This is a genomic window from Vibrio genomosp. F6 (assembly GCF_005146325.1).
Taxonomy (GTDB): Bacteria; Pseudomonadota; Gammaproteobacteria; order Enterobacterales; family Vibrionaceae; genus Vibrio; species Vibrio cortegadensis.
The window spans coordinates 78,679-104,317 of sequence record NZ_SYUT01000028.1; the positions used below are offsets into that span (position 1 = coordinate 78,679).

The window sequence follows — 25,639 nt, forward strand, 5'->3', positions numbered from 1 at the left end:
TCGTATGTTTACTCTTTTAATGACGCTAATACATGCGAGAGCGAAGGCAAAATGGAGTGCCCCAGAGCCAATACTTCTTCGCAAGGCTCAACCAAGTCTGGTATTTGATAAGCGATCATCTTGGCAGAGATAGCAGAACGAACTCCGTTATTGGAATCTTCAAATGCTAAACACAATTCAGGTTGTACTTGAAGGCGATTGGCCGCAAGCAGATAGATTTCTGGATCTGGTTTACCTTTGCTGACTTCGCAACCCGTGGTTAAGCTATCCACATACTGATCTAACCCGGCGAGCCGAAGTTTAATTTCAGCAATGTCTTTTTGGGTTGAGGTAGCGACAGCAATAGGGTATTTATTTTCCTTCAACCATTCGAGTAGCTCAATCACGCCATGTTTTATTGGAATTGCTTGGTGTTTAACTATCGCACCGTAGCGTTCACGCCATTCTGCATTAAGTCGTTCATAAGACTCTCCATAAGCGTTGCGAAAAATGACTTCAATTCCTGCTGAATTACGGCCGATGATAGAAAGGTAGACATCATCATAAAATGGAAGATTTTGGACTTCACAGGCTTGTTTAAAGACTCTCATGCAGACACGTTCTGTATCGAGGAGGAGTCCATCCATGTCGAAAATAGCGGCTTGAAATTTCATTGGTATGACTTTAACGGGTAAATAAGAGGTGGGATTGTTACATACTTCTCGATATGCGACCATTAATTAATACTCGTCAATTTTTCTATTGAATAGATCAAAACGCGACGAATAAAGCGGATAAGATAATGCACCTTTTGGACCGATTAGAGATCTATTTGTTTCATCGTACTCGTTTGAAAAAATGGCGAGGAAGAAACGCGAAAATATTAGGATGGTCAGATGAAACTGCTCAGAATAAACGCTTTCAAGCTATTGCCACGGCGACGAATTTTAATGATCGGAGCGTTTTAGATCTGGGGTGTGGGTTCGGTGATTTGTTTCGTTATCTTGATGAGATATACACTCTCGATTCATACACAGGGATAGATCAGCATCGCCCATTTATTCAAACCACGAAAAAGAGGTTTGCTCAACACCATCTCGATCCGAGCACCAAAACAGCAAGTCACTTTATATGGGGTGATTTTAGCCAGATGACCCTTAAGCCGCATGATATTGTTGTCGCTTCTGGCTCGTTAAATTATCGTTCGCGTAATGACGATTACTTATCTTCAGTCATAAATCAGATGTATCAAGCTGCGGACAAAGTACTTATTTTCAACCTTTTAAATGCAGATGTTTTCCCACCTCAGCCATTGCTTGTGAGCTATAACAAACAGGCTATTTATCGTTACTGCAAACTTCAGTGTGATGATGTGTCATTAATCGATGACTATGCTGAAGAGGACTTTACTATTGTGATGAGGAAACCAGCAGTTCAGTGTAACCCGTACTAGCGTCGTGTTCTCGCGAAAACATCAGATCAGGGTAGTGGTGAACGATAAGTTCTGCGGTGTGCGAAACAATAGTACCTTCTAATAGGTGACCACCCCATACCTTTCCTTCGCTGTCGGCAACGGATATGTGAATGTGCTGGTGGTTTGGCGTGAGCGTGCCAGTCAAAGATACAATCTCGAAAGGCGCACAAACATTCAACGTATTATCTGCGTTAGCCAGTCGAATATTTAACTGTGAAATGCACCCTGCACAAGAAGCAATAGAGCCTGCACTGATTTTGTTGTCTAGTACGAGTTCAGCTATAGCTTGTTTCAAATCTCGACCTTGAGTGAGGCGAATAGCGATAGGAGTGATCATAATTTGCTCCGAGAGCCTTACAAAAAAGATAATGTAACGTAGTCGACTTTCCCCCACAATCGAAATAATCCCCGCTTGAATCAGAGGCGATTGAAATCAGTCTATTGATCACGTGTGGGAGGGCGATATTGAAGCGAAGCGTCATTTTTAAGGAATACGTTACTCGCGATAATACTGCCAACACAGATAAATCCTAGTGCCGCCCATGTGGTCAAGTCTGGAACTTCATCGAAAATAGGTATAGCCAGCAGAGTAGCGACTGCCGGAGTTGCGGATCCAAAGGCTGCTGAGCGTTCTGCCCCCAACTTGTTGATAGCATATAAATAGGTAAATGCTGCAAGTAAGCCGGCCCCTAAGCCCTGTATCATCAAATGCCCAGCGAGCTCTTGCCATGGCCAAGAGTTAAACGGTATAGATGTTAAGTGGCTATCGAGCGTGCCAGTGCTCACCAGTGCAAACAAAGCGATCACGGATAACAATGAAATTAGCCCTGCGCTTACGAGAGCATCTAAGTTAGCCACACGAGCGCAAATGGTAAACATCGCCCACATCATACTTCCCATTAGAAACAGTAGGTGCCCAGTCAGTTGGTTTCCATCATACTCAGCTAAGCTACTCGTTAAAAATAACAGGATCCCTAGAAACACAAATGCAAGACCTAACTTTCTATGTTGGCTAAGAGGTTGCTTAAATAAAACAACCGCAATTGCAGAAACAAAAAGTGGAAGCGTCCCCGGGACTAAAGCACTGCCATGGGCAACAGGAACGAAGTGCATGGCTGTACTTGCAATGAGTAGATAGGGTAGGCCACATCCAATAAACATTCCTATCAAATAACGCAGAGGAACCTTCATTATCTCGATTCTCGCTTTTACCACTAAAGGAAGTAATATCAAAGCAGGTAACGCAAATCGCATCATTGCAATATCTGCCGGAGTAAGATTTGAATTTGCTCCTCCTTTTAGTGACAAAAAGAAACCAGACCAAAGTAAAAGAGTCGCAATGATTGCAGGGTAGCCGTAATTCATATGATGTTGGTATCTTTTTAGGTGGATGTTGGAATTATGTATCAATTTTACGGGTGGAATTTGGCAAACTTGCAGTTATAGTAAGGTGTAAATGGTGGGTTCCGCTAAGAGGTGGACTGGTTTTAATGGTTTCCACTCAATTTTCTATAAACATGAAAGGAAAGTGCGCATGGATAGGATTGATCGTCATTTGTTGCATCTACTTCAAAGTGATGGACGTTTAACGACGGCTGAACTTGCTGATCTCGTGGGGTTGTCTGCTTCACCGTGCGCGAGACGCTTGAAAAGGTTAGAAGAGCAGGGCGTGATCAACGGATACAGAGCAACTTTGGATAGGAAGTCCGTTGGGATCGCGATGACTGTGTTTGTCGAAGTGAGTTTGAATAACCATCAAGAGAGCTCTATTGATGAATTTGAACATGCCATTGTGGATATGGAAGAAGTAGTGAACTGTCATGTTGTCTCGGGAGCTTATGACTATTTGCTAGAGGTGGTGAGTAAAGATCTTGTGGGCTACGAAGCGTTTACTAGGAAACTACAGCGTTTAACCAATGTAAAAGATATCCATACTCACCTGGCTATACGGCAAGTAAAAGGCAATGGTTCGTTACCAGTGTTTGTATAACTAGAATAAGGAGGAAGTGAATTGCCGTCCGCTGTGTAGTACTACAGAAATAGATCGGTGGAATAATTTAAACTGAATTCAAGAAAAGGGAGTGGTGTCGATTATTCTTGGTGATTAGTTACGTGTCTTGCAGATATAAAAAAAGCCTTTGATAATCAAAGGCTTTTTTCGAAATGTGGTGGAGGGATAGGGATTTGAACCCTAGAACCGCTATTAACGGTTGCCGGTTTTCAAGACCGGTGCTTTCGACCACTCAGCCATCCCTCCGTTTCGTGGCGTATAATATGTATTGGCACGAACCTTGTAAAGAAAAAAATGAAGAAAATTATTTATTTGCTGTTATTTTAGCCGTTAGATGCATTGAGGCTGATTTTTATGGTGCTTGCCTATTTTATTCATCATATCAATAGTTTTTTGAGTAAATGCTCAGCTTGGTGATATCTAATAAAATAATGTTTTATTGGCAAGATATTGAAATTATTGGTTTTATGCTATTAAGAGTACGCGTGTTAGCTCGAAAGTGTTTGCACGAAACTGTGAAGTGTTTCAAAATTAAAGAGTAATAGTTAGTGTTCTTGGGTGAGACTGAGGTTTTTTATGAAAGTCGCAAATATTTTTAAACATCGTGGAGAGAGCTGGTCTGCACAGCACTCTGAATTCATGCAATGGATGTCCCCTGCATTACGTGAGTACTGGGGAGAGTTTCTGAATAAAACTCAAAACAGTCATTTTTTCTCATGGGTGAGAGATCATCAGCTACCTGCTGTTAATGAAGAAGCTCCGGCTCCTGAGCCTATTGAGTTAAAACCAGAAGCCCAAGAAGTATATGATCAACTATTAACTCAGGTTGGTGAAGTTATCCATGTGGGTAACTGGTTGCCAGTGGACCAAAATCGTATTAATCAGTTTGGTCAGATAACTGAAGATAATCAGTGGATCCATACGGATCCAGAAAAAGCAGCGACAGATTCACCATTTAAAACCACTATTGCACACGGCTTTCTCACTTTAGCGTTACTCCCTAAGCTGACTGATAGTGTAGACGAATCAAATTCAATGTTCCCAACGGCAAAAATGGTCGTAAACATAGGGTTGAATCAAGTACGTTTTCCATATCCGGTAAAATCTGGAAATAATGTTCGAGCGAAGAGCACACTACTAAAAGTGACACCGATTAAAAAAGGTCTTGAGATTGAACGTGAAATTCGCGTTGAGATTGAAGGAATTCGTAGACCTGGTTGTGTAGTGACCTCAGTGATTCAATTGCACTTCTAAACCGTGATGTTTTGAATAAAAAAAGAGAGAGCATTTGCTCTCTCTTTTTGTTAATGCTTAACAGGAGTGTATCCATACTCTTTGATTAACGCCTGTCCGCGAGGCGATTTTATGAACTCAATAAATTGAGAGGACTCTTTCGTTAATGAGTCTTTTTTATGTAATAACAAAAAAGGTCGCGATAGTCCGTAATGGGCCTTTGCGATGTTTTGAGAAGTAGGCTTAACACCTGCAAAGTTGATCGTTTTTACGGATTGATCAATGGACCCTTTTGAAATAAAACCAATCGCGTGCGGGTTATGGTTAACGATTGTTTTAACCATACTGTTGCTGTTCACGACTAAATTGTTTGGATTTATATCAGATACTAAACGATGGTTGACGATTTTTGTTAAACCTAACAGGCTCTCAAAACTGTATCTTGAACCGGATGAAGGCTCACGAGTGACCACTGCAATTGGCTTATCCTCCCCACCGACTTCTTTCCAATTTGTAATTTTTCCTTTGTAAATATCGTATAACTGCTCTCTGGTTAGATTGCCAATCGAGTTAGTACGATTAACGACCAATGCAAGCCCATCATAAGCAATGGGAAACACGTCCATATCCGCTTCTTGTTCACGTTCGGTAAGGTAACGGGAGCTCATTCCAATATCGGTGACCTCTTTTTTAACCATTGTAATTCCAGCAGTCGAACCAATCCCTTGAACCGCGATATAAGAATCTGGGTGGCTTGCGTTATATTTCTCGGCAAGAACGTCCATCAATCGTGCAACAGACGTTGATCCTGATATATTCGTTTCTTGTGCAAACGCATTAGAAGTGAGTAGGCAAGCAGACAGGAGAGTGGCAATTGCGACTCGTAACATAAATAACTCCATATGGTATGTTTAAGCTCACAGCATCATATGAGGTTCTGGTTACAGTTTTGTGAATAGGATAAATGGTATTATAAAGATTGAGAGCCTAGACTTGTGCTAGGGAGGTCTACTTGGGTTCTTATTCACCGCTTCAAGAAATGTTTTATTGCCTAAGGAGGTTTGAATGGCAGTTATTGAGATGGATAAGCATCGGCTCGAACGAAGTGCGACACAACTCTGTCATGAGCGTAATAGTAATCATCCTGTGGAGTTAGGGAAGTCTCTATTTGAAACATGTGAGAATGGAGTACAGTTCTCTAAAGCGCATTACTTACTCGACTCTAGCCACTGTGAATATATAAGTCCTGTTGCCAAAATTGAATTTGATAACCAAACCCGAAGGTGGTCTATTTTTGTTCCACAGCATAGTGGAGAAACACTGATATGGATCCCTTACCCTTATTTGCCTTCAAGTACTGACTTGGTGGCAGTGTTGAAAGAGATAGAAAGGGATCCTAAAGCTTATATTTGGTAAACCGTGTAGGGTTAGGCCTCTACGGCTGCTTTTGCCCTAAACTCTTTTGGGGTGCATTCTTGTAAACTCTTGAATACAGTACTAAAGTGGGCTGCGCTTTTAAAGCCAGAATCATACGCAATTTGAGTGATTGATTTTGAACAGTTTCTTAGTTGGTTAGAGGCGTGATTAATTCTCTTTATTTTGAGTAAATTTGAAAATGAAAGCTCTTCGGCTGCGAGCCTGCGTTTTAATGTGGCCGTTGACATTCCAATATGTAAAGCGAGAGAGTCAAGTGAGATATCATTCTCTATATTGTTGTCTATGTAGTTGATGACTTTCTGGGTGACAGTGAGCTCTGAAGCCGTGACCACAGTACTGAATAGTGATGGGTACTTCTCTAACATCATCGCGAGAAGCGCAAACGCGATATGTGATTGAGCAAATCTATTAAATGAAGCACTGTGGTGAGTATCGATCAAAAAAGTGAGTAGTTTAAAAATTTTTGTGTCGGATTGATCGAACTTGTACAGTTTATTAGAGTTAGAGATAAAGTTGATATCATCATAATGTTGCCTAAATTCTTGAAATAGACTGATATCAAAATTGATTGATTCTGCGACGAAGTTGTCTCCATTTATCTCTTTATTCGCACTATAAAACTCCCCCGAACTGTATAGCACAAATTCCCCAGCCTCAAGTTTCCCCTTCTTCCCGTTTGGGTAGCTAAAATGCATTGTTCCTTGTCTGACGATAAAAATGCCATTTCTGGGCGCTGGGTAACGCTCCGTTTTCCTTTGTTCTAAATTTGATAACTTTATGATATCGATGATGGGCATTGATTACCTCAAATGCAGACCTAAGCCGCGATTGTCAATATAAAACAGATTTTGCGTTTAATTGTGACAAAAAAAGGCGCTCATAATGTGAGCGCCTATCTAAGAGGTTGAATTAATTATGCTTTAGTTTCATCAGTCTCTGAGGGCTGCTCTGCAAAAACTTGAGTTGGTTTTGCGACCAGGTTTCTATTCTCTAGGTTGACTTCTGTTAAAACAACTTCTAATTCGTCACCTGTTCTATATATCACTTCTTTATCAATACAAATAGTACCGTCGTCACTATTACAGCTAATTCTTTCTTTATTATCAATAATAAGAGAGCCAGGTATGAAAGCGGCGGCTCCATTTTCGATAAGGCGGATTCTCATGCCTGCTCGGTTAATGTCAAAAATTTCTGCTTTGAAACGCGTTTCCTTAGCTGGCTCATCACATAAAGTACGTGCATATAGCCAATCACCCACATTTCGCTCTGCCATATTATGGTGGCGACGGTGCAACGCTAGCTCTTCACCCACCGACTCATCTGCCGTCTGTATTGGGTCTTTACCTAGAATGTGCGCTTTCAACATTCGATGGTTGATCATGTCACCATATTTACGTATTGGTGATGTCCACGTCGCGTAAATGTCTAGGCCCATGGCATAGTGAGGAAGAGGTTGATTGCCAATTTCACTGTATGCTTGGTACTTACGGATACGGTTATCGTAATAGTTGGTGTCTAACGTGCCTAACCAACGACGTAAGCTTGCAAATCCTTCTAATGTTGTTATTGATTCTTCTGTGTATGCGTCTTCAGATTGAGGATTGACTAGCTCTAATACATCCTTCAGCTTTTCCGGCTTGAAACCAGCATGAGTGTTAAATACGCCATTGCCAAAAGTGTTCTTAAGGATAGTCCCCGCACAAATATTGGCGGTGATCATCGACTCTTCAACTAATCGATTTGCAGAGCGACGCATATCGGCATGAATCGCAATCACATCGTTGTCTTCACTCAATTCAAAGCGGTAATCCGGGCGATCTGGGAATACGACAGCATTGTTCTTACGCCAATCTGCACGTGTAAGTGAGAAATCATAAAGATCTTTAACAACGGTAGCGATTTGCTCTTCAGGTTGCCATTCCTCTGATTTCCCGTTTTCAAGCCAGTTCGATACATGATCATATACAAGACGAGCATGAGATTTGATGTTCGCAGCGAAGAATTTGATATCGTCACCGATAACGCCATCTTTACTTACCGTGACGGTACAACAGAGGGCAGGGCGAACTTCGTTCTCGATCAGTGAACATAAGTCATCAGCAAGATCGCGCGGTAACATCGGGATATTACGACCAGGTAAGTAGATAGTGAAGCCGCGTTCACGGGCAACTTTATCCATCTCATCTTCTGGTGATATATAGGCGGTTGGATCGGCGATCGCAATAGTCAGTTCAAAATCGCCAGATTCTGTTTTCTTTGCGTATAGCGCATCATCCATATCTTTAGTAGAAGCACCATCGATGGTCACTAAAGGCAAATCGGTGAGGTCAACGCGTTCTAGATCGGCATCATCATTGACTTGCCAGTTGTCGATACCTTCAGGCTCGCTATTTGGAAGATCATTCTGTGCAAGAGTGACCCACCATGGTGCGATTTTATCATCCGCATCTGTGATTTTTTCTGAAATTTCAGCTAGGAAGTTATCGTTTCCCTTTAAAGGGTGATGAATAAGGTGAGCAACGACCCAGTCGCCTTCTTTCAATAGTTCAGGATTCAGCCCTTTCTTTGCTTTTGCTTTTAATTGAAGCTTTTTCAGCTGAGGGTGATCCGGAATTAAGTTTAAACGGCCTTTGAATAGTTTAACGCGAGCAATGAAACGTGTCAGTCCTTGCTCTATTAGTTCTTCAGGCTCCGCCACTTCACGCTCTTTCTCGGTACGAATGATCGCAACAACTTTGTCGCCATGAGTACACTTTTTCATATATGGTGGCGGAATAAAAAAGCTTGTTTTGCTGTCGACTTCTAAAAAGCCGAAACCTTTTTCTGTTGCTTTAATTGTCCCCTCTTTTTTAGGAAGGGTCTCTTGGATTTGCTGCTTTAGCTGAGCTAATAGAGGATTATCTTGAAACATACTGTCTTTTTTCAAACGAATGTGATTAAGCACACTATAATCATTGCGAGGAATGATTACTACTTAAAGCAAGCTTGGGAGATGAATAAAGTAGAGCTTAGATTTCATACAAAGCTAGGCTGATGTCTAAATATTCGACTAAATATGTCGAATAGATGATCACTTTATTCGTTAATGAGAAAAAATTGTGATGTATTTCAATTTTTTCTGGCTTTTTTTATGCGTTTAAGGAATAATCCGCCTCCCTTAGACGTCCCTAATGGCTTGATGCGTTTTTATTACTGTTTCGCAACTGAACGGAATCAGTATCTGATTGGATCAGTATTGAATTGGTAGAGCACCTGGGACCTTTTGTTTTAATTTATATAGTGGGATCCCAATGTCCGAATCTGTAATTCAATTTAATGAATTAGCTCTTAACGAAAATGTCCTTTCAGCTCTAAACAGCATGGGTTTCGTTTCTCCTACACCAATCCAAGCGGCTGCTATTCCTCTTCTTCTAGAAGGCCGTGATGCGTTAGGTAAAGCACAAACAGGTACTGGTAAAACAGCTGCATTCTCTTTACCAATCCTGAACAAAATTAATCTTAACCAACACAAACCACAAGCAATCATCATGGCTCCTACTCGTGAGCTAGCGATTCAAGTTGCTGCAGAAATCAAAAACCTTGGCCGTGACATTAAAGGTCTTAAAGTTCTTGAAATCTACGGTGGTGCTTCAATTGTTGACCAAATGCGTGCTCTAAGCCGCGGTGCTCACATTGTTGTTGGTACTCCAGGTCGTGTTAAAGACTTACTAACTCGTGACCGTCTACACCTAGATGAAGCGCATACATTTGTTCTTGATGAAGCAGATGAAATGCTAAAAATGGGTTTCGTTGATGACGTTACTTGGATTTTAGAGCAAGCTCCAGAATCAGCACAGCGTGTACTTTTCTCTGCAACAATGCCTCCAATGGTGAAAACTATTGTTGACCGTTACCTACGTAACCCTGCACGTGTTGATGTTGCTGGTACAAACCACACAGTTGATAAAGTGGCACAAAACTACTGGGTAGTGAAAGGCGTAGAGAAAGATGAAGCAATGGCTCGTCTTCTTGAAACTGAAGAAACTGATGCATCAATCGTATTCGTTCGTACTCGTCAAGATACTGAACGTCTAGCGGATTGGTTATCTGCTCGTGGCTTTAAAGCTGCAGCACTACACGGTGATATTCCTCAGTCTCTACGTGAGCGCACTGTTGATCATATCAAAAAAGGTGTTATCGATATCCTAGTTGCAACTGACGTTGTCGCTCGTGGTCTTGATGTTCCGCGTATTACTCACGTATTCAACTACGATATTCCATTCGATGTTGAATCTTACATCCACCGTATTGGTCGTACTGGCCGTGCTGGACGTAAAGGTAAAGCGATTCTTCTTGTTCGCACAAACCAAATTCGTATGCTTCGCACTATCGAACGTGTTACTAAATCACAAATGGAAGAGATTCAACTTCCAGAACGTGATGCAGTTGCAGCGTCTCGTCTTGCTAAGCTAGGTACTGAGCTTGAAGCTGATAAAGAAAGCACAGCACTAGTAAACTTCGTTGAATTAGTAGAGAAACTACAAGCGTCTCTTGAAATTGATTCAACAACACTTGCTGCAATGCTTCTTAAGCGTCAACAAGGTAAACAGCCACTGTTCTACACTGGCCCAGATCCTATGATTGCTGCAATCGAGCGTGATAAAAACCGTCGTAAAGAGCGTCGTGAGAATCCACGTGATAGTCGTGATGGTGGTCGTGACTTCGGTGGTAACACTGCTGATTGGGATACTTACCAATTACAAGTTGGCCGTGAGCAAGGCGTTCAAGTTAAAGATATCGTTGGCGCACTAGCAAACGAACTTGGCTTAACTAAAGGTTCTATCGGTGCTATCAAGCTAGACCAAGGTCAAACTTACGTTCAGCTTCCTAAAGCAATGAACTCTGACACTGCGGGTAAACTTCGCAAGCTACGCATCCGTCAAAAAGATGTAGGTGCTGTTGTTGTTGATTTCACTGACTTCAGCCGTCCACCTCGTCGTGATGGTGGTCAGCGTCGTGATCAACGTCGTGATGGCGGCGGTTACCGTGGTAATCGTGAAGGTGGAAATGGCGGAAACCGTGAAGGCGGCGGCTACCGTGGAAACCGTGAAGGTGGTTCATCTTCTCGTGATGGCGAACGTCGTTTTGACCGTAACCGTGGTGGTGACAACCGTGGTAACTACCGTGGCGAACGTGGTCATGGAAATTCAGGCAATGGTGGTGCTGGTCACCGCGGTCGCCGCAATAACGAAGGTTAATTTAACCTGAGTAAGAAAAACCGAGCCTAGTGCTCGGTTTTTTTGTATTTAAAAGAAGGGCTTTCAATTAATTGCTTTTTACTGCGGTCGATAAGGTTTTTCCATATTCCGCTTCCGCATTGTGCTGTTGTGACCAGTTAATCGCATCTTGAATGGATAGTGCTGCGGAATAGTAGTGTCCTTGAATATAGTCGCATTTGAATGCGGTCAGTAAATGTAAGGTATCTGGATGTTCTATCCCTTCAGCAACCACGCTGTAACCAAGACCATGAGCAAGTGCAATCGTATTAACAACGATAGACTGGTTACGTTTATTTGTTATGATCTTTTGTATAAAGGAGCGATCTATTTTAATTTGATCGATGGGTAAATCTTTTAGTAGTGAAAGTGATGAATAGCCTGTGCCAAAATCATCTAGACTAATGCTAAAACCAAGTTCTTTTATTTGAGAAATAATAAGTTCTAAATTCGCCATTTTACTGATTGCCGTACTCTCCGTTATTTCTAAAACCAAATATTGGGCAATCGTTGGTGTACGTTGAACAAGGTCGGTTAATAGTTTGGTGATTGTATTACCTAGTACGTCTTTACCCGATAAATTGACATGAACTGGGTAGTGCAGCCCTTGTTTTTGAAACGCCATAATGTCTAATTCAACTTGTTTTAATACCCAATGGGTAATTTGAGTGATCTTGTTGCTTTGTTCTGCAATATGAATAAAAACCGAAGAATTTATCTGTTCTCCATTAGGTTGATTCCAACGAATTAAGGCTTCGTAACTGGCTACTCGCCCAGTCTCTGTTGAAATTATAGGCTGATAAAAAAGAACGAACTCATCATGATCTAACGCAAGCTGTAATTGGCTGGCGATCTGCAGCTTACGTTTAGCGCCATGACTCATTTCTGCTGTGTAGTTTGAAAGTAGTTTTCCTGTCTGTTTTGCATGGTACATTGCGATATCTGCACGATTGATGAGAGTATCTGGAGTCTCGCCATCTTTAGGGTACTGGCTTGCCCCAAATACCGCACTTGAGGCGACTTCAAAACCATCAATGCTGAAAGGGCGACGTAAATTCATATCAATTAAATTGATTAAGGTTAAAACTTCATTGTGTGACATTCTATTGATCACAAGGACAAATTCATCTCCTCCTAGCCTCGCCATGAAATCATCATCAGAAAGTAATTCAGAAATTCGTTGGCCTATTTTAATCAGTAACCTATCGCCACATGCATGTCCCATCGCATCGTTCACTTGTTTAAAGTTGACCACATCGAGCAGTAGCGTGGTAAACCCTGTTTGCTCATTAATCTTCTTATTAATTGTCTCCATACAGAACTGTCGATTGGGTAAAGAGGTCAGAGAGTCGTGTAGTGCATTAAATCGCTCGCGCTCGACTAAAGAATCAAGTTCTTTGATCGTTGTCGAACTGAAGTGGATGACCATCACTACAAAAATGCTGCCGCCGAAAAGAATAAGTGAAAGTCCGGTGATGAGTAGGGTGGGAGCTTGATTTAGTAAACTGTACAAGAACAGAGAGTAGCCAATGATAAATGCTCTGATCAAATTACAGAGTAGATTCCAACCATGTTGATTGGTGGTCTCTTTTATCTGTTGTGCAGGTGTTAGTGCCCAAATCAAAAGAGCGATCCCAATAGTAACCAGTAACATAGAAAAAAAGGGCAAAGTTATACTCCATCCTAATTAAAAGCAGATTAGCAGCCATTTTTCGTTAAAATTTAATCTTGTTATAAAGTTGTTAGTTGCAACATTAGTTTAGGTGGGGAATTCAAAAAAATCTGCAAGATTCAACTATATGAATCAGGTTAATTATATTTTTAAGCTCAAATAAAATCAAAAACTGTCCTAGATCAACAAAAAAGCGTTTCGCATGCTATTCCTTCTAAAAGAAAGTTGAAAGATTCAAAAATTATTGAATAATGGATTCATACAAACATGAAGCAATTGCTTCACAATTCAGTCTAAAACAGGGTGCATATACAAATGTCTAATTCGTTTGTTCTGGTTATAAACTCAGGTAGTTCGTCTCTGAAATTTGCCGTTATTGATTCAGCTTCGGGTGATGCTGTATTAAGTGGACTTGGTGAGTGTTTCGGGCTAGAAGATGCTCGCATGAACTGGAAATTCCAAGGTGAAAAATTTGAATTCGCTATTCAAGGCACAGAGAATCACCATCAACTTGCAGTCGCAAAATTAGTTGAGTTAGTAAAAGAGTACAAATTAATTGAAGATGTTGTTGCTGTAGGCCACCGAGTGGTTCACGGCGGTGAGAAGTTTACTAAAACCGTTCGTTTAGATGAGTCTATCGTTGCAGACGTAGAAGCTCTAAGTGATTTAGCCCCTCTACATAACCTTGCTCATGCAATTGGTATGCGTGCTTCTATGGCTGCATTCCCAGAGCTCCCTCAGTTTGCTGTGTTTGATACTGCTTTCCACCAAACTATGCCTGCAAAAGCGTACACAGGTGCTATTGCAAAAGAGCTTTATACAGACTTCGGTATTCGTCGTTACGGTTTCCACGGCACTAGCCACTACTATGTAAGCCGTGAAGCAGCAAAAATGCTTAATAAACCAGTTGAAGAGAGCAGCTTTGTTTCTGTTCACCTAGGCAATGGTGCTTCTGTTTGTGCAATTAAAGATGGCCAAAGTGTTGATACCAGCATGGGCTTCACTCCTCTGTCTGGTCTAATGATGGGAACTCGCTGTGGTGATTTAGACCCAGGCATCATTGAGTACTTGATGAAGAAAGGCTGGTCTCAAGAGAAAGTCTTTGAAGCGTTGAACAAGAAATCTGGTTTCTTAGGCGTGTCTGGTTTAACAAGTGACGCTCGTGGCATTCTTGAAGCGATGGAAGAAGGTCATGAAGGCGCTAAGCTTGCATTCCAAGTATTTACTTACCGTGTAGCAAAATACATTGCTTCTTACATGGTCGCTTTGGATTCTATTGATGGCATCATCTTCACCGGTGGCATTGGTGAGAACTCACTGCCAATTCGTCGTGAAATTCTTAATAGCCTTAAATTACTAGGCTTCGCAGAAGATGAGAAAGGCAATGAAGCGGCTCGATTCGGTGCGGCTGGTATCGTCGGCAAGTCTGAGATGCTAGGTGCTGTCGCAATGGTGATTCCAACCAATGAAGAATTTGTTATTGCTCAACAATCGATTGAATTGCTGTAATAGAGCTTAAAAAATGACAGAGAAAAGCGAGCCTAGTGCTCGTTTTTTTGTTTTGGACGTTCAAGTACATAATGATAGCGCTAGACGGTTTTTGACCAAATGCGTCATTATCGTATCGGTATAAGTTTCCCATCAATGATCTCATTCTCAATCATCTGAGCGATGGCTACCGAATTACTCAATTTGTCCCTAAAGCTGAAATGGATGCATTTTTAGCCGTCCTTAGACCCATCTGATACCCAGCTTCAAGTTTGTTGTTATTTGTCGTTAATCTTCCTACAGCAAAGTTATCATCTGGAGTTATAACATTAATGGTGCAATCTTGAGGTGGGTTATTAATAAACGCTAAGGTTCGGTTGTAATGGTCGGCTCGGTTGATCATTGCTTCAGCGAGATGAGGTTGCCTTTCATTTATGGCAATCGAGACTTTCTATTGAGTAATTTGTGATAAAGCATTGACCTTACCCTAGGGGGAATGTTTAAAATCCACTTATTACTCTGATAGGTATGATATGAAACACTCACTTAAACACATATGGATCACGATGTTCAGTATCTTTGCGATGCTGATGTCTAACTATGTGTCGAGTACGCCAGTCATGACGATGAGTGATATGAAAAGCCAAGCGATGACCACACTTGATCAACCTACGCACCATGCTCAAACGCGAACAAGTACCGAAACTACCTCAACCAATCATCACACCAATCCGATTAAAACAAATTGTCATTCGATGAGTAGCAATACTCCGACAGTTGATGTAGGCGCAGAGGCATCTTCAACCATGATGCATTGCGGAGATTCAGAATCGAATGTTGATGATTGCTGTGTGTCGGTCTGTTCGAGTGTGTCTTATCCCATCGATCCGTCTTATGGCGTTAAAATCGTGTCACCATCTCTGGCACTACACCATACTTTCAAGATTGGTGATAAAGTGACGCGTATCCAAGGCTTGCTCCGCCCACCTTCCGCTTAATTCAATATCAGCACATTTAGCTCTCAAGTCTAACCATTACTTTGCTTGGTTACTTGGGATATCCATAACACTATATCGTGGATAACATAGTGAATATTGAATTTTATAGATTAGGTTTACCTAAAACCTGCTGCTTAACGATCGTCGTTGTTGTATCTGCAATTCCGGCTATTTCTAATGCGGCAACACAAACGGTTTCGCCATCTAAAGTTGCATCAACTAAGCAACTCAATTGGCTGATTGAGACGGCATTGGCTAATGATCCCCGTCGGTCGCAATATGCAGCGCAGTCACAAACCATTCGAGCATCAGGCATTGCCAGTGCTACCTTAATGGATCCAAAACTTAAAGTCGGATTTGGTGGTTTGCCTGTTGAATCGTTTAAGTTTGATGATGATCCAATGACCAATATCTCAGTTGGGTTGATGCAGCAGTTTGAACGCGGGTCGACTCTCGAACTCAAACAACGTAAAGCCAACCAGCAGGCTGACGGTGCCGCTTATCAAATCCAAGTACGTGAACGTGATGTGGCAAATAACGTCACTCAGCTATGGTTAGAGCTGGGTTACCTCCAGCATGTTGAAGTTTTGGTTAAAGAGACTCGAAGTCTGATGGCAGAGATGGAGCAGTATGTCCAAACCAACTATTCTATTGGAAAAAGCGAAGCTCAAGACCTACTGAATACCCAGCTCCAGGTGAGCAAGCTTGATGAAAAACTTCACTCAAATAAGCAAATGCAAGCCAGAGTGATGGCCCAACTTTCAGAATGGTTAGGAGCGGATTGGCTGAGTGCAGAAACGTCAAAGCAAGCGAGCTTCCAGTTAAATTGGCAACGTTTGAGTTCAACCTTAAAGGCTCATCCTACTAATAATCAGTATTACGCTTTGCTTAATGGCCACCCAATGGCTCGAATGGCAGACGCAAATATCTCGGCAATTCGTACTCAAGTTGAGGTTGCGGAACAGGCTTATCGTCCTCAATTTGGTGTGGAAGTGATGTATGCCTATCGCCAAGCTGACAACATGATGGGCGATCCCGCTTCTGATTTACTTAGCGCCTATATCACGATGGACATCCCTTTGTTCACCGGTAATCGACAAGATAAGAACCTTTCCTCAGCTCAGTATCAAGTTGGGGCTGCCCAATATCAGAAGGATACTCTTCTCGCTCAGTTGAACGCACAAGTCAATGCACTCGTGACCGATAGAGTGAATTTAGAGGAGCGAATCAAGCGTTATCAAGACCGCCTATTGCCACAAGTCACCGATCGAATCGAAGCTGTTGAGCGAGGTTATCAAAATAATACAACTCAGTTTGGTGATGTGATTACAGCTTCGACTGATGAATTAGCCTTGAAGATCGAGCTGAGTCGCTTAGTTACCGATTTTAATCAAACCAGCAGCAAGCTTGCTTCTTTACTTGGTGCTTTCGAGTACCAAGTCAGCACGCCAAATACCCAATATCTAGAAGAATAAAAAGGGAACGAAAATGAAAACGATTAAAGTTGCAAGCATGGCGTTACTCATTGGTGGCGTATTAGGCTACGGCGCAAGCCTCTTTCACTCAGGAATGAACGACAAAATGGCGAGTTCAGAAGACGTTACTGGTAGTGATGAACCGTTATATTGGGCAGCTCCGATGGATCCAAATTACAGACGAGATAAGCCTGGTAAGTCACCGATGGGGATGGACCTTATACCAGTATATGCAGAGGTCCTTAATGGTGAGAATGATAAACCAGGAACAGTGAAGATTGATCCTGCGGTTGAGAATAACCTCGGTGTTAAGACGGCAAGAGTCCAGCGTGAAGTATTAGCCCCTCGTATCGAAACGGTGGGTTATATCGCTTTTGATGACAGTCAATTATGGCAAACCAATGTTCGTGTATCTGGTTGGGTAGAGAAGCTCTTTATTAATGCGGTAGGTGAGAGAGTAAAACAGGGTGAAGTGCTATTTACACTCTACTCGCCTGAATTGGTTAAAGCCCAAGAAGAGCTTATCAGTGCATACAAAACAAACCGAAAAGGCATGGTTAAAGGAGCGACAGAGCGCTTAATTACGTTAGGTGTGGATCGGAACCAAATTAAGTCGATAGTTCGTAAGGGGGAAGCTTCTCAAACCATTGAGGTAAAAGCACCTGCCGATGGTGTTATAGCAAGCTTGAACATTCGAGAAGGGGGTTATCTTTCTCCGGCACAAGCCGTCATTAGTGCTGGGCCATTGGATGAAGTGTGGGTCAACGCGGAAGTTTTCGAGCGTCAATCCCATTGGATTAAGCAGGGCAGCCAAGCGTCAATGAACCTTGATGCATTACCTGGAGGTGAGTGGAGTGGGGAAGTGGATTATGTCTACCCGATCTTAGATCCAAGCACTCGTACTTTACGTGTACGTCTGCGCTTTAGTAATTCAGAAGGTAAGCTAAAACCCAATATGTTTGCAAACGTGGTCCTAAAACCGGTTACTAGCGATGCAGTCTTAACGATTCCTCGTTCATCTGTTATTCGGTCTGGCGGCATGGCCCGAGTGGTGTTAGCGGAAGGGGATGGCAAGTATCGATCTGTACGAATCGAAGTGGGAAGAGAAGCGTCGGACAAAATAGAAGTCTTACAAGGCTTAGCTGCGGGGGACAGCATCGTTACCTCTGCACACTTCATGCTGGATTCAGAGTCTAGCCAGTCTGCGGAATTATCACGCATCAATGGTGTGGAAGTTCCTGCTGAAACGGCTTGGGCAAAAGGGACAATCACCGATGTGATGGCGGGTCATCGCATGCTTACTATCAATCATCAACCTGTACCTGATTGGGACTGGCCCGGAATGGTGATGAACTTTAACGTAGCAGATAGCGTAGCGTTTGATTCATTTGTTGCAGGGCAGCATTTGGAGTTTGAGATGCAAAAGGCCGCATCGGGTCAGTATGAAATAGTCGATTACAAGATCAGTGAATCTTTAATGGCTTCTGAAGTTTGGATTAACGGTGACATTACCATGCTGATGGCTGATTTCGGCATGATCACCCTTAATCATCAACCAGTACCAGAATGGGATTGGGACGCTGGAGAGATGAACTTCTCTGTTGGAGATGAGGTGAATTTAGTTGATTTTGAAGAAGGTCAAAGCGTTCGTTTTTTAGTTGAAAATCAAGGTTCAGAGTATCTATTGAAAGGACTAGAAATAAGCGAGGGTGAACAATGATAAATGCCATCATTCGTTGGTCTATCAGTAACCGATTTTTGGTTCTGGTGGCAACAATCGCACTTATTTTGGGCGGGTTATACAGCGTAAAGAATACTCCTGTCGATGCGATCCCCGATCTTTCTGATGTTCAAGTGATCATAAAAACAAGCTATCCGGGGCAGGCTCCTCAGGTTGTTGAAGACCAAGTCACCTATCCGCTGACGACTGCGATGCTTGCTGTACCTGGTGCCGAGACGGTGCGTGGATACTCATTTTTTGGAGATTCTTACGTCTACATTATCTTCAACGATGATACTGATATGTATTGGGCAAGATCTCGTGTTCTTGAATATCTAAGCCAAGTGGCACCAAAGCTTCCGCCAAGTGCAAAACCAACCTTGGGTCCCGATGCGACAGGTGTCGGTTGGGTATACAGCTATGTGTTACAAGACAAAACGGGACAGCATGACCTTGCGGAACTCCGTAGCTTGCAAGATTGGTTCTTAAAGTATGAGCTTCAAACGGTTGAAGGTGTGTCAGAGGTGGCAACGGTTGGTGGCATGGTTAAGCAGTACCAAGTGCAAATCGACCCGGCTAAATTACGCGCTTATGACCTGACTTTACAACAAGTCAATATGGCTATTCAAAATGGCAACCAAGAGAGTGGAGCTTCTGTTGTTGAGGTGGCTGAAGCGGAACACATGGTACGCACTACGGGTTATTTGTCTAGCATTGAAGATATTGAAGCGCTGCCGTTAAAAGTCACTCAACAAGGTACAGCTTTGTTACTGGGTGATATTGCTGATATCAACTTTGGACCGCAAATAAGACGTGGTATTTCAGAACTCAATGGCGAGGGAGAAGCTACTGGTGGTGTGATTGTTATGCGATTTGGTGAAAATGCCAGTGAAGTGATTACTAAGGTAAAGGCAAAGCTGTCCGAACTTCAACGAAGTTTACCTGAAGGCGTCGAAATTGTTCCGACTTACGACCGCTCCACATTAATTGATGCTGCCGTTGAGAACCTTTGGAAAAAGTTAGCAGAGGAATTCATGGTGGTTGCGATTGTATGTGCGTTGTTCTTATTCCACATCCGCTCATCATTGGTCATCGCTTTGAGTTTGCCTGTTGGTATCCTTTCGGCGTTCATCGTCATGCATTGGCAAGGTATCAATGCCAACATCATGTCTTTAGGCGGTATTGCAATTGCCATTGGTGCCATGGTAGATGGGGCTATTGTAATGATCGAGAATGTTCACAAGCATATCGAACGAACGCCACTGAACGATAAGAACCGTTGGCAAGTGATAGGTGATGCGGCTCAAGAGGTAGGGGCTCCACTATTTTTTTCTTTGCTGATCATTACGTTAAGCTTTGTACCCGTATTTGCTTTGGAAGGCCAAGAAGGAAAAATGTTCTCACCACTGGCATTTACTAAGACTTATGCAATGGCGGCTTCTGCGGGATTAGCGATTACCTTAGTTCCTGTATTGATGGGTTATTTCATTCGAGGAAACATATTGTCAGAGCATAAGAACCCAATCAATAAAGGGCTGATAGCTCTGTATAAACCGCTACTTAGCCTTAGCCTTAAGTATCCAAAGAGCATGATCCTACTTGCGCTTGCGCTGATGGGCTCAGCTTATTACCCAACCACCCAACTCGGCAGTGAGTTTATTCCACCGCTAGATGAGGGCGATCTTATGTACATGCCAACAACATACCCAGGTATATCGATTGGTAAAGCGAGAGAACTACTTCAGCAAACAAATAAGCTGATTATGACAGTACCAGAGGTGAAGACTGCATGGGGCAAGATAGGTCGCGCTGAAACCGCAACCGATCCAGCCCCACTGACCATGATTGAGACTGTTATTCAACTGAAACCAAAAGGCCAATGGCGAGACGGGGTGACTTCAGAGTCTTTACGTAAAGAGTTTGATGATTTAGTTCAGTTTCCAGGTTTAACCAATGCTTGGGTAATGCCAATTAAAACCCGGATCGACATGCTTGCGACTGGCATTAAAACGCCAATCGGTATCAAGATTGCGGGACCTGATCTTAAAATCATTGAGCAGATTGGGTCTGAGCTAGAGCCAATATTGAATAGCATTACAGGCACTGCATCGGTTTATGCAGAGCGTGTTGCTGGTGGCCGTTATGTCACGATTGACATAAACCGCCGAGCTGCGGCTCGTTATGGGCTGAGCATTAAAGAGATCCAACAAGTTGTTTCGACCGCAGTCGGTGGTATGAACGTGGGTGAAACGATTGAAGGTCTTGAGCGATACCCAATTAATGTTCGCTACCCGCAAGAATATCGTGATTCGGTTGAAAAACTGCAAAATTTACCCCTGATTACACCAAATGGTGCGCGTATAGCCTTGGCAGACGTAGCCGATATTCGCTATGAAGATGGCCCTCCGATGATAAAGACAGAGAATGCTCGCCCTAATGGTTGGGTGTTTGTGGATATTGATGGTCGAGACCTTGGTTCTTACGTAGAAGATGCGCGGAAAACGGTGGGTGATCAGCTTGATTTACCTGCGGGCTATTCAATTGCTTGGTCAGGTCAATACGAATACATGGAGCGAGCAAAGGAGCGCTTAGGTGTCGTTGTGCCAATCACCATCGCTATCATTATGCTACTCCTTTACCTGAGTTTTAGACGAGTCGGTGAAGTGATGATCATCATGCTCACGTTGCCACTAGCGATGGTTGGAGGGTTGTGGCTAATGCACTACCTTGGCTACAACTTCTCTATTGCTGTTGGTGTGGGTTTCATTGCGCTTGCAGGTGTCGCGGTAGAAATTGGAGTCATTATGCTGGTGTACCTCAACCAAGCTTGGCATTACACCAAACTCGATGCAAAAGAAAAAGGTTTAACACTACAAGAGAGAGACCTAACTCATTCGATTCGAGAGGGGGCAGGACTTCGAGTGCGTCCGGTCATGATGACGGTACTCACCGTCATTATTGGCCTTATTCCAATTATGTATGGTGAAGGTACGGGCTCTGAGGTGATGCAGCGTATTGCGGCTCCTATGATTGGCGGTATGGCATCAGCGTTACTGCTTACTTTACTGGTACTCCCAGCCATCTTTAAGCTTTGGAAGCAACGAGAACTGAGCAAGGTAAACGATTAAAGCTAAGTGGGTAGAAGCCATTGGTTTCTGCCCCTCTCTACATGGAAAATCAAAAAGATTAGATGACTTATTAAGGAAAATCGCATGAAAAAGACTCTACTAGCAGCACTGCTTACGATCACAACAACATACGCATTGGCTGATACTGACCACTCTACAATGGATCACGGAGCCATGAACCACGAAGAAATGAACAGTACCAAAGTGAACAGTACCGAGATGAACCACAGCAAGATGGACCATTCGATGATGAATATGGAAGGTATGTCAGAAGTGGGTATGCCAGCAAAAGGAGCAAAACCAGACAAAGTTGTTCATGTTCTACTCAACGATGATATGACGATTAAGTTTAAGAAAGAGGTGAAGATACAACCAAATGATGTGGTTCAGTTTGTTGTGATGAACCTTGGTAAGCAAGATCATGAATTTTCGATTGGTTCAGCGAAAGAGCAGTTAGCACATCGTAAGATGATGAAGTCTATGCCGCATCATAACCATGATTCGGGCAGTACCGTTACAGTCAAACCTGGCAAAGCAAAACAGTTACTCTGGCACTTTCATGGGGATAGCAATGTTGAATTTGCATGTAATATTCCTGAACATGCAGAGCAAGGGATGGTGAAAAAGATAACGCTACTTTAATATCGAAGGCAGCACGTTCTGCCTTCTATTCTTAACAAATGAGTGAGCATTTGGTATTCATGCTCACTCATTTTTTCTGCGCACCAGAACACTATCAATTCGCCTTGAGATCAATATCAGTCGTAAAGTCACATATTTAACATCTATAAATTCTCTGTTTCTTGCTCGAAATTCTGATAACTCGTTATGTTGCACCAGAGGTATAGCTTTTATCTATATCTTGTTTAAGTTTGGCTATTTTTCAGCGGTGAACACTTTTATTACTATGGGATAAAGCTTCAAGGACTCTATTACAACATTCCTCTTAAGTGAATGTGTTTTAGAAGTGAAGGAAAATCAATCTCTAGGTGATGTTGTGCTTATCAAAAAACTACCCGTTAATATCCTAACCGCATGTATTCTTAGTGGCTTAAGCGGCCATGCATTGGCGTCTGCGCCTCAATCCTTTCATTTCTCTGGTCAAGATACCTACAAGGTGACGGCTGTTGATGTTTTTCGTCTTAGAAAAGACTTCCCAGAAGAGAATGTGACTAAGGCACTGAGGCCTATTTTTGGTGAAGTGTTTTATACAGAAGATACGTTCAAATCCGCGCTCTCTACGCAGTTAGATAGCGCGACTGTCGAGAAAATATACTCGAACATCAAAGCGAGAGCGACGCAAAAGAGTAAGCAGTTGTCTATTTTTGTTCATTCAGATAATGCTCTACAAATCACCTACCAAGACGCTGATGAAAAGGCATCGTTTAAACACTCTGATCTGATTGATCTATCGAAATTTAAAGCACCATCAAAGGTTAAGAAAACGAAACACGGCTTTAATACGCCAGCCTTGGATGTGTCTGTTGATGAGCAAACCTTATGTATTTCGTTTGAAAATCAGAAAGATAACCAATTAAGTGAAATTTGCCCGGACACAAACACCGCCTTTACCGTTTCAGCGGATGAGCAGTATCGACTTAATGGTTTAGGGCAAGAGTTTCAGAACCCAGGCGTTATTGACTCTAGTTGGAATGGCAAAGTGAGACACTCCAATAACCGTATGGAAGGGTTTAATGGCGGTGGAACAGGCAATACCATGTTCCCAATTTTATATGCATCATCACCAAATCAAACGGATTTTGCCGTCTATTTAGACAATATGTACTCAACACAGTGGGATTTCAGCCAGTCCCCGTGGAAAATTAAGTCTGCGCAAGGCGATGTGAACTTATTCTATTTCGCAGCCGAGAATCTCCCTGAATTGCGCCAGTCCTATATGTCGATGGTTGGTAACCCACTTGTTCCACCAAGAAAGATGTTTGGTATGTGGTTATCGGAGTACGGCTTTGATAATTGGAAAGAGATGGACAGCAAGCTTGAAACGTTAGCGTCAAATGAATTTCCGATCGATGGCGTCGTGATGGATTTGCAGTGGTTTGGGAATGTTCAGCCTTACGATCCAATGAGCCATATGGGCACTTTGACTTGGGATGAAGATAATTTTCCAAAACCGAAACAGAAAATTGCTCAGTTAAAAGACGGCGGCATTGGCATGATGTTGATTGAAGAGTCATACGTGAGCCGTGATCTCGAAGAGCATAGCATAATGGAAGAGTCTGGATTCTTAGCCAGAGACCCTAAAACAGGTAAAGCGATCAATACCAACTCAGACGGCGGTGGCTACTGGTGGGGTAAAGGCGGAATGATTGATTGGACCAATAAAGAGGCGGGTATTAAGTGGCATGATTGGAAACGCCAACCGCTGATTGATATGGGCGTAATTGGTCATTGGACGGATCTTGGTGAGCCTGAAATGTACAATAGCAATGGTATCTATGCTGGCGATCAAGGACACAATGAAATACACAATATTTTCAATTACAAATGGTTAGAAAGTATATACCAAGGCTATCAGCGTAATGATGTCAGCCAGCGTCCGTTCATGATGTCACGTTCAGGTGCACCAGGTATTCAACGTTTTGGTGCTTCAATGTGGTCGGGTGATATTGGTTCGAATCTTACCAGTTTGTCGGTTCAACTGGGTATGCAGACCAATATGATGTTATCGGGTATGGATTATTATGGTTCAGATATTGGTGGTTTCCATCGCGCGGGTTTAGGTGTGCCGAGTAAGGATAAAGACGCAGCGCTAGCTGAAACCTACACACAGTGGTTCGCATACAGTTCATTGTTTGACGTGCCTGTTCGTCCGCACACTGAGAACTTATGTAATTGTAAAGAAACAGCGCCGGACAGAGTCGGTGATCTAGAGAGTAATAAGTCGAACCTAGAACTGAGGTATCAGCTAATTCCGTATATTTACTCAAATGCTCATACGGCACATTTAACCAACGCTCCTGTGTTCCCAAGTCTTGGTTTTGAGTTCGGAAACGATCCAAAAGCAGTAACGCTAAGCAATCACAAAATGATGGGTGAATCATTACTCAGTGTTGCTGTCGCAAAGTTAGGCCAAAAAAATGTGGATGTGTATTTACCGAAAGGGAAGTGGTTTGACTTTAGAACAGGCGAATCATATAACAGTGATACTGGCATCGAGTTGAAAGAACAACCGCTCTATTCTGAGCTGAAAGGTGAAGCACTGTTCCAACTACCACTTTACGCGAAAGAGGGGGCCATTGTGCCATTCAACCCTGCTGCTAGCGGTAAGTTAACCAGTGACGTTCCTGAAACTATAGCGCTGAAAGTATTTGGTTTACCTCAACACAGTGAATTTACACTCTATGAAGATGATGGCGTCACTAACGAGTATTTGGATGGTGATTTAAGACGTACATTAATCAAACTAGATACGAAAAAATCTGAGGCAAAACTGACGCTCACGACGAGTGGGACTTATGAAGGCGCTCCTCAATTAAGACCAATATTGGTTGAGTGGCAACTTGATGGGCTCTCAGCAACAAAAGTCGAATTGAACGGTGAAAAAATCACATCATGGAAAATGCAGGGGAATACACTTGAACTGGCTATTGATGCTCAAAATGTATCGCATCAACAAACCATAATCGTGAGCTATTAGCTCATCGCTTAACTGATAATTACTTTCTCTTAAAGAGGCATCATTTTGGTGCCTCTTTTTTTGTAAGTAACGTATTGAACTTATTGATACTTCGGTTTTCTAAATATGCGA

The 25,639-nt window shown here is 42.5% G+C and carries 19 protein-coding genes, 1 tRNA gene and 1 pseudogene; 12 read left to right on the plus strand and 9 right to left on the minus strand.

Features of this window, described 5'->3' with window-relative positions:
* Positions 1-8: 8 nt before the first annotated feature.
* Entirely contained in the window at positions 9-653 is a 645-nt protein-coding gene (locus FCV43_RS11765) for an HAD family hydrolase (RefSeq protein ID WP_136995404.1), read from the minus strand.
* Positions 654-781: 128 nt separating this feature from the next.
* Here FCV43_RS11765 and FCV43_RS11770 point away from each other — a divergent pair, with 128 nt between their 5' ends.
* Positions 782-1,432, plus strand: a complete 651-nt coding sequence (locus FCV43_RS11770) for a class I SAM-dependent methyltransferase (RefSeq protein WP_136995292.1) — start codon at positions 782-784, stop codon at positions 1,430-1,432.
* On the opposite strand, the gene FCV43_RS11775 is transcribed toward FCV43_RS11770, so the two are convergent.
* Both FCV43_RS11775 and FCV43_RS11780 read right to left on the minus strand, forming a co-directional pair.
* Positions 1,389-1,790: a PPC domain-containing DNA-binding protein gene (locus FCV43_RS11775; RefSeq protein ID WP_017053594.1), complete on the minus strand. Its 402-nt coding sequence runs from the start codon at positions 1,788-1,790 to the stop codon at positions 1,389-1,391. The two genes, FCV43_RS11770 and FCV43_RS11775, sit on opposite strands and share 44 nt — an antisense overlap.
* 101 nt (positions 1,791-1,891) lie before the next feature.
* Complete coding sequence (locus tag FCV43_RS11780; protein WP_136995293.1) at positions 1,892-2,818, minus strand: DMT family transporter; 927 nt, start codon at positions 2,816-2,818, stop codon at positions 1,892-1,894.
* 169 nt (positions 2,819-2,987) lie between these two features.
* Between FCV43_RS11780 and FCV43_RS11785 the strand changes: the two genes are divergently transcribed.
* Positions 2,988-3,443: an Lrp/AsnC family transcriptional regulator gene (locus tag FCV43_RS11785; protein ID WP_017053596.1), complete on the plus strand. Its 456-nt coding sequence runs from the start codon at positions 2,988-2,990 to the stop codon at positions 3,441-3,443.
* Positions 3,444-3,619: 176 nt separating this feature from the next.
* On the opposite strand, the gene FCV43_RS11790 is transcribed toward FCV43_RS11785, so the two are convergent.
* Positions 3,620-3,710 (minus strand) — tRNA-Ser (locus FCV43_RS11790).
* A 330-nt stretch (positions 3,711-4,040) separates the two neighbouring features.
* On the opposite strand from FCV43_RS11790, the gene FCV43_RS11795 reads away from it, so the two are divergent.
* The gene (locus FCV43_RS11795; RefSeq protein WP_136995294.1) at positions 4,041-4,718 is read left to right on the plus strand and encodes a MaoC family dehydratase; all 678 of its coding nucleotides are present in this window, start codon (positions 4,041-4,043) and stop codon (positions 4,716-4,718) included.
* A gap of 50 nt (positions 4,719-4,768) precedes the next feature.
* Here FCV43_RS11795 and FCV43_RS11800 read toward each other — a convergent pair whose 3' ends face one another.
* A complete protein-coding gene (locus tag FCV43_RS11800) occupies positions 4,769-5,587 on the minus strand; it encodes a phosphate ABC transporter substrate-binding protein (protein WP_113799725.1) in 819 nt (272 codons plus the stop codon).
* Between the two features lie 175 nt (positions 5,588-5,762).
* On the opposite strand from FCV43_RS11800, the gene FCV43_RS11805 reads away from it, so the two are divergent.
* Positions 5,763-6,113: a DUF3024 domain-containing protein gene (locus tag FCV43_RS11805; RefSeq protein ID WP_017053599.1), complete on the plus strand. Its 351-nt coding sequence runs from the start codon at positions 5,763-5,765 to the stop codon at positions 6,111-6,113.
* 11 nt (positions 6,114-6,124) lie between these two features.
* Here the strand turns inward: FCV43_RS11805 and FCV43_RS11810 are convergent, their stop codons facing one another.
* A complete protein-coding gene (locus FCV43_RS11810; RefSeq protein WP_136995295.1) occupies positions 6,125-6,931 on the minus strand; it encodes a helix-turn-helix domain-containing protein in 807 nt (268 codons plus the stop codon).
* Between the two features lie 116 nt (positions 6,932-7,047).
* On the minus strand, positions 7,048-9,045 hold the full coding sequence (gene rnb, locus FCV43_RS11815) for an exoribonuclease II (protein WP_136995296.1): 1,998 nt from the start codon (positions 9,043-9,045) through the stop codon (positions 7,048-7,050).
* 317 nt (positions 9,046-9,362) lie between these two features.
* On the opposite strand from rnb, the pseudogene FCV43_RS11820 reads away from it, so the two are divergent.
* Positions 9,363-11,371: pseudogene (locus tag FCV43_RS11820) on the plus strand (DEAD/DEAH box helicase).
* A gap of 67 nt (positions 11,372-11,438) precedes the next feature.
* Here FCV43_RS11820 and FCV43_RS11825 read toward each other — a convergent pair.
* Positions 11,439-13,058, minus strand: coding sequence for a putative bifunctional diguanylate cyclase/phosphodiesterase (locus FCV43_RS11825; protein ID WP_346762990.1), 1,620 nt, complete (start codon positions 13,056-13,058; stop codon positions 11,439-11,441).
* A 318-nt stretch (positions 13,059-13,376) separates the two neighbouring features.
* On the opposite strand from FCV43_RS11825, the gene FCV43_RS11830 reads away from it, so the two are divergent.
* Positions 13,377-14,570 (plus strand): acetate/propionate family kinase, encoded by a 1,194-nt coding sequence (locus FCV43_RS11830; protein WP_017053536.1) that lies wholly within the window; start codon positions 13,377-13,379, stop codon positions 14,568-14,570.
* A gap of 178 nt (positions 14,571-14,748) precedes the next feature.
* Here the strand turns inward: FCV43_RS11830 and FCV43_RS20640 are convergent, their stop codons facing one another.
* Positions 14,749-14,991 carry a DUF6363 domain-containing protein gene (locus FCV43_RS20640; RefSeq protein ID WP_346762992.1) on the minus strand — a complete coding sequence of 81 codons (243 nt, stop codon included), beginning with the start codon at positions 14,989-14,991 and terminating at the stop codon, positions 14,749-14,751.
* Between the two features lie 91 nt (positions 14,992-15,082).
* Between FCV43_RS20640 and FCV43_RS11840 the strand changes: the two genes are divergently transcribed.
* The 6 genes from FCV43_RS11840 to FCV43_RS11865 all read left to right on the plus strand — a co-directional run bounded on the left by FCV43_RS11840 (position 15,083) and on the right by FCV43_RS11865 (position 25,528).
* Positions 15,083-15,547 (plus strand): hypothetical protein, encoded by a 465-nt coding sequence (locus FCV43_RS11840; RefSeq protein WP_136995298.1) that lies wholly within the window; start codon positions 15,083-15,085, stop codon positions 15,545-15,547.
* An 89-nt stretch (positions 15,548-15,636) separates the two neighbouring features.
* Entirely contained in the window at positions 15,637-17,022 is a 1,386-nt protein-coding gene (locus FCV43_RS11845) for a TolC family protein (protein WP_136995299.1), read from the plus strand.
* A 13-nt stretch (positions 17,023-17,035) separates the two neighbouring features.
* Positions 17,036-18,742, plus strand: a complete 1,707-nt coding sequence (locus tag FCV43_RS11850; protein WP_136995300.1) for an efflux RND transporter periplasmic adaptor subunit — start codon at positions 17,036-17,038, stop codon at positions 18,740-18,742.
* Positions 18,739-21,870 (plus strand): efflux RND transporter permease subunit, encoded by a 3,132-nt coding sequence (locus tag FCV43_RS11855; RefSeq protein ID WP_136995301.1) that lies wholly within the window; start codon positions 18,739-18,741, stop codon positions 21,868-21,870. Before FCV43_RS11850 ends, FCV43_RS11855 begins: the two co-directional genes overlap by 4 nt.
* Before the next feature lie 84 nt (positions 21,871-21,954).
* Positions 21,955-22,512, plus strand: coding sequence for a copper-resistant cuproprotein CopI (copI, locus tag FCV43_RS11860; RefSeq protein ID WP_017051893.1), 558 nt, complete (start codon positions 21,955-21,957; stop codon positions 22,510-22,512).
* Between the two features lie 325 nt (positions 22,513-22,837).
* Positions 22,838-25,528, plus strand: coding sequence for a TIM-barrel domain-containing protein (locus FCV43_RS11865; protein ID WP_136995302.1), 2,691 nt, complete (start codon positions 22,838-22,840; stop codon positions 25,526-25,528).
* Positions 25,529-25,639 lie beyond the last annotated feature (111 nt).

Bases quoted from the DNA above. Each gene is read 5' to 3' on its own strand.
- FCV43_RS11765 (WP_136995404.1), bottom strand. From the start codon at position 653: ATGAAATTTCAAGCCGCTATTTTCGACATGGATGGACTCCTCCTCGAT.
- FCV43_RS11770 (WP_136995292.1), top strand. From the start codon at position 782: ATGCACCTTTTGGACCGATTAGAGATCTATTTGTTTCATCGTACTCGT.
- FCV43_RS11775 (WP_017053594.1), bottom strand. From the start codon at position 1,790: ATGATCACTCCTATCGCTATTCGCCTCACTCAAGGTCGAGATTTGAAA.
- FCV43_RS11780 (WP_136995293.1), bottom strand. From the start codon at position 2,818: ATGAATTACGGCTACCCTGCAATCATTGCGACTCTTTTACTTTGGTCT.
- FCV43_RS11785 (WP_017053596.1), top strand. From the start codon at position 2,988: ATGGATAGGATTGATCGTCATTTGTTGCATCTACTTCAAAGTGATGGA.
- FCV43_RS11795 (WP_136995294.1), top strand. From the start codon at position 4,041: ATGAAAGTCGCAAATATTTTTAAACATCGTGGAGAGAGCTGGTCTGCA.
- FCV43_RS11800 (WP_113799725.1), bottom strand. From the start codon at position 5,587: ATGTTACGAGTCGCAATTGCCACTCTCCTGTCTGCTTGCCTACTCACT.
- FCV43_RS11805 (WP_017053599.1), top strand. From the start codon at position 5,763: ATGGCAGTTATTGAGATGGATAAGCATCGGCTCGAACGAAGTGCGACA.
- FCV43_RS11810 (WP_136995295.1), bottom strand. From the start codon at position 6,931: ATGCCCATCATCGATATCATAAAGTTATCAAATTTAGAACAAAGGAAA.
- rnb (WP_136995296.1), bottom strand. From the start codon at position 9,045: ATGTTTCAAGATAATCCTCTATTAGCTCAGCTAAAGCAGCAAATCCAA.
- FCV43_RS11830 (WP_017053536.1), top strand. From the start codon at position 13,377: ATGTCTAATTCGTTTGTTCTGGTTATAAACTCAGGTAGTTCGTCTCTG.
- FCV43_RS11840 (WP_136995298.1), top strand. From the start codon at position 15,083: ATGAAACACTCACTTAAACACATATGGATCACGATGTTCAGTATCTTT.
- FCV43_RS11850 (WP_136995300.1), top strand. From the start codon at position 17,036: ATGAAAACGATTAAAGTTGCAAGCATGGCGTTACTCATTGGTGGCGTA.
- FCV43_RS11855 (WP_136995301.1), top strand. From the start codon at position 18,739: ATGATAAATGCCATCATTCGTTGGTCTATCAGTAACCGATTTTTGGTT.
- copI (WP_017051893.1), top strand. From the start codon at position 21,955: ATGAAAAAGACTCTACTAGCAGCACTGCTTACGATCACAACAACATAC.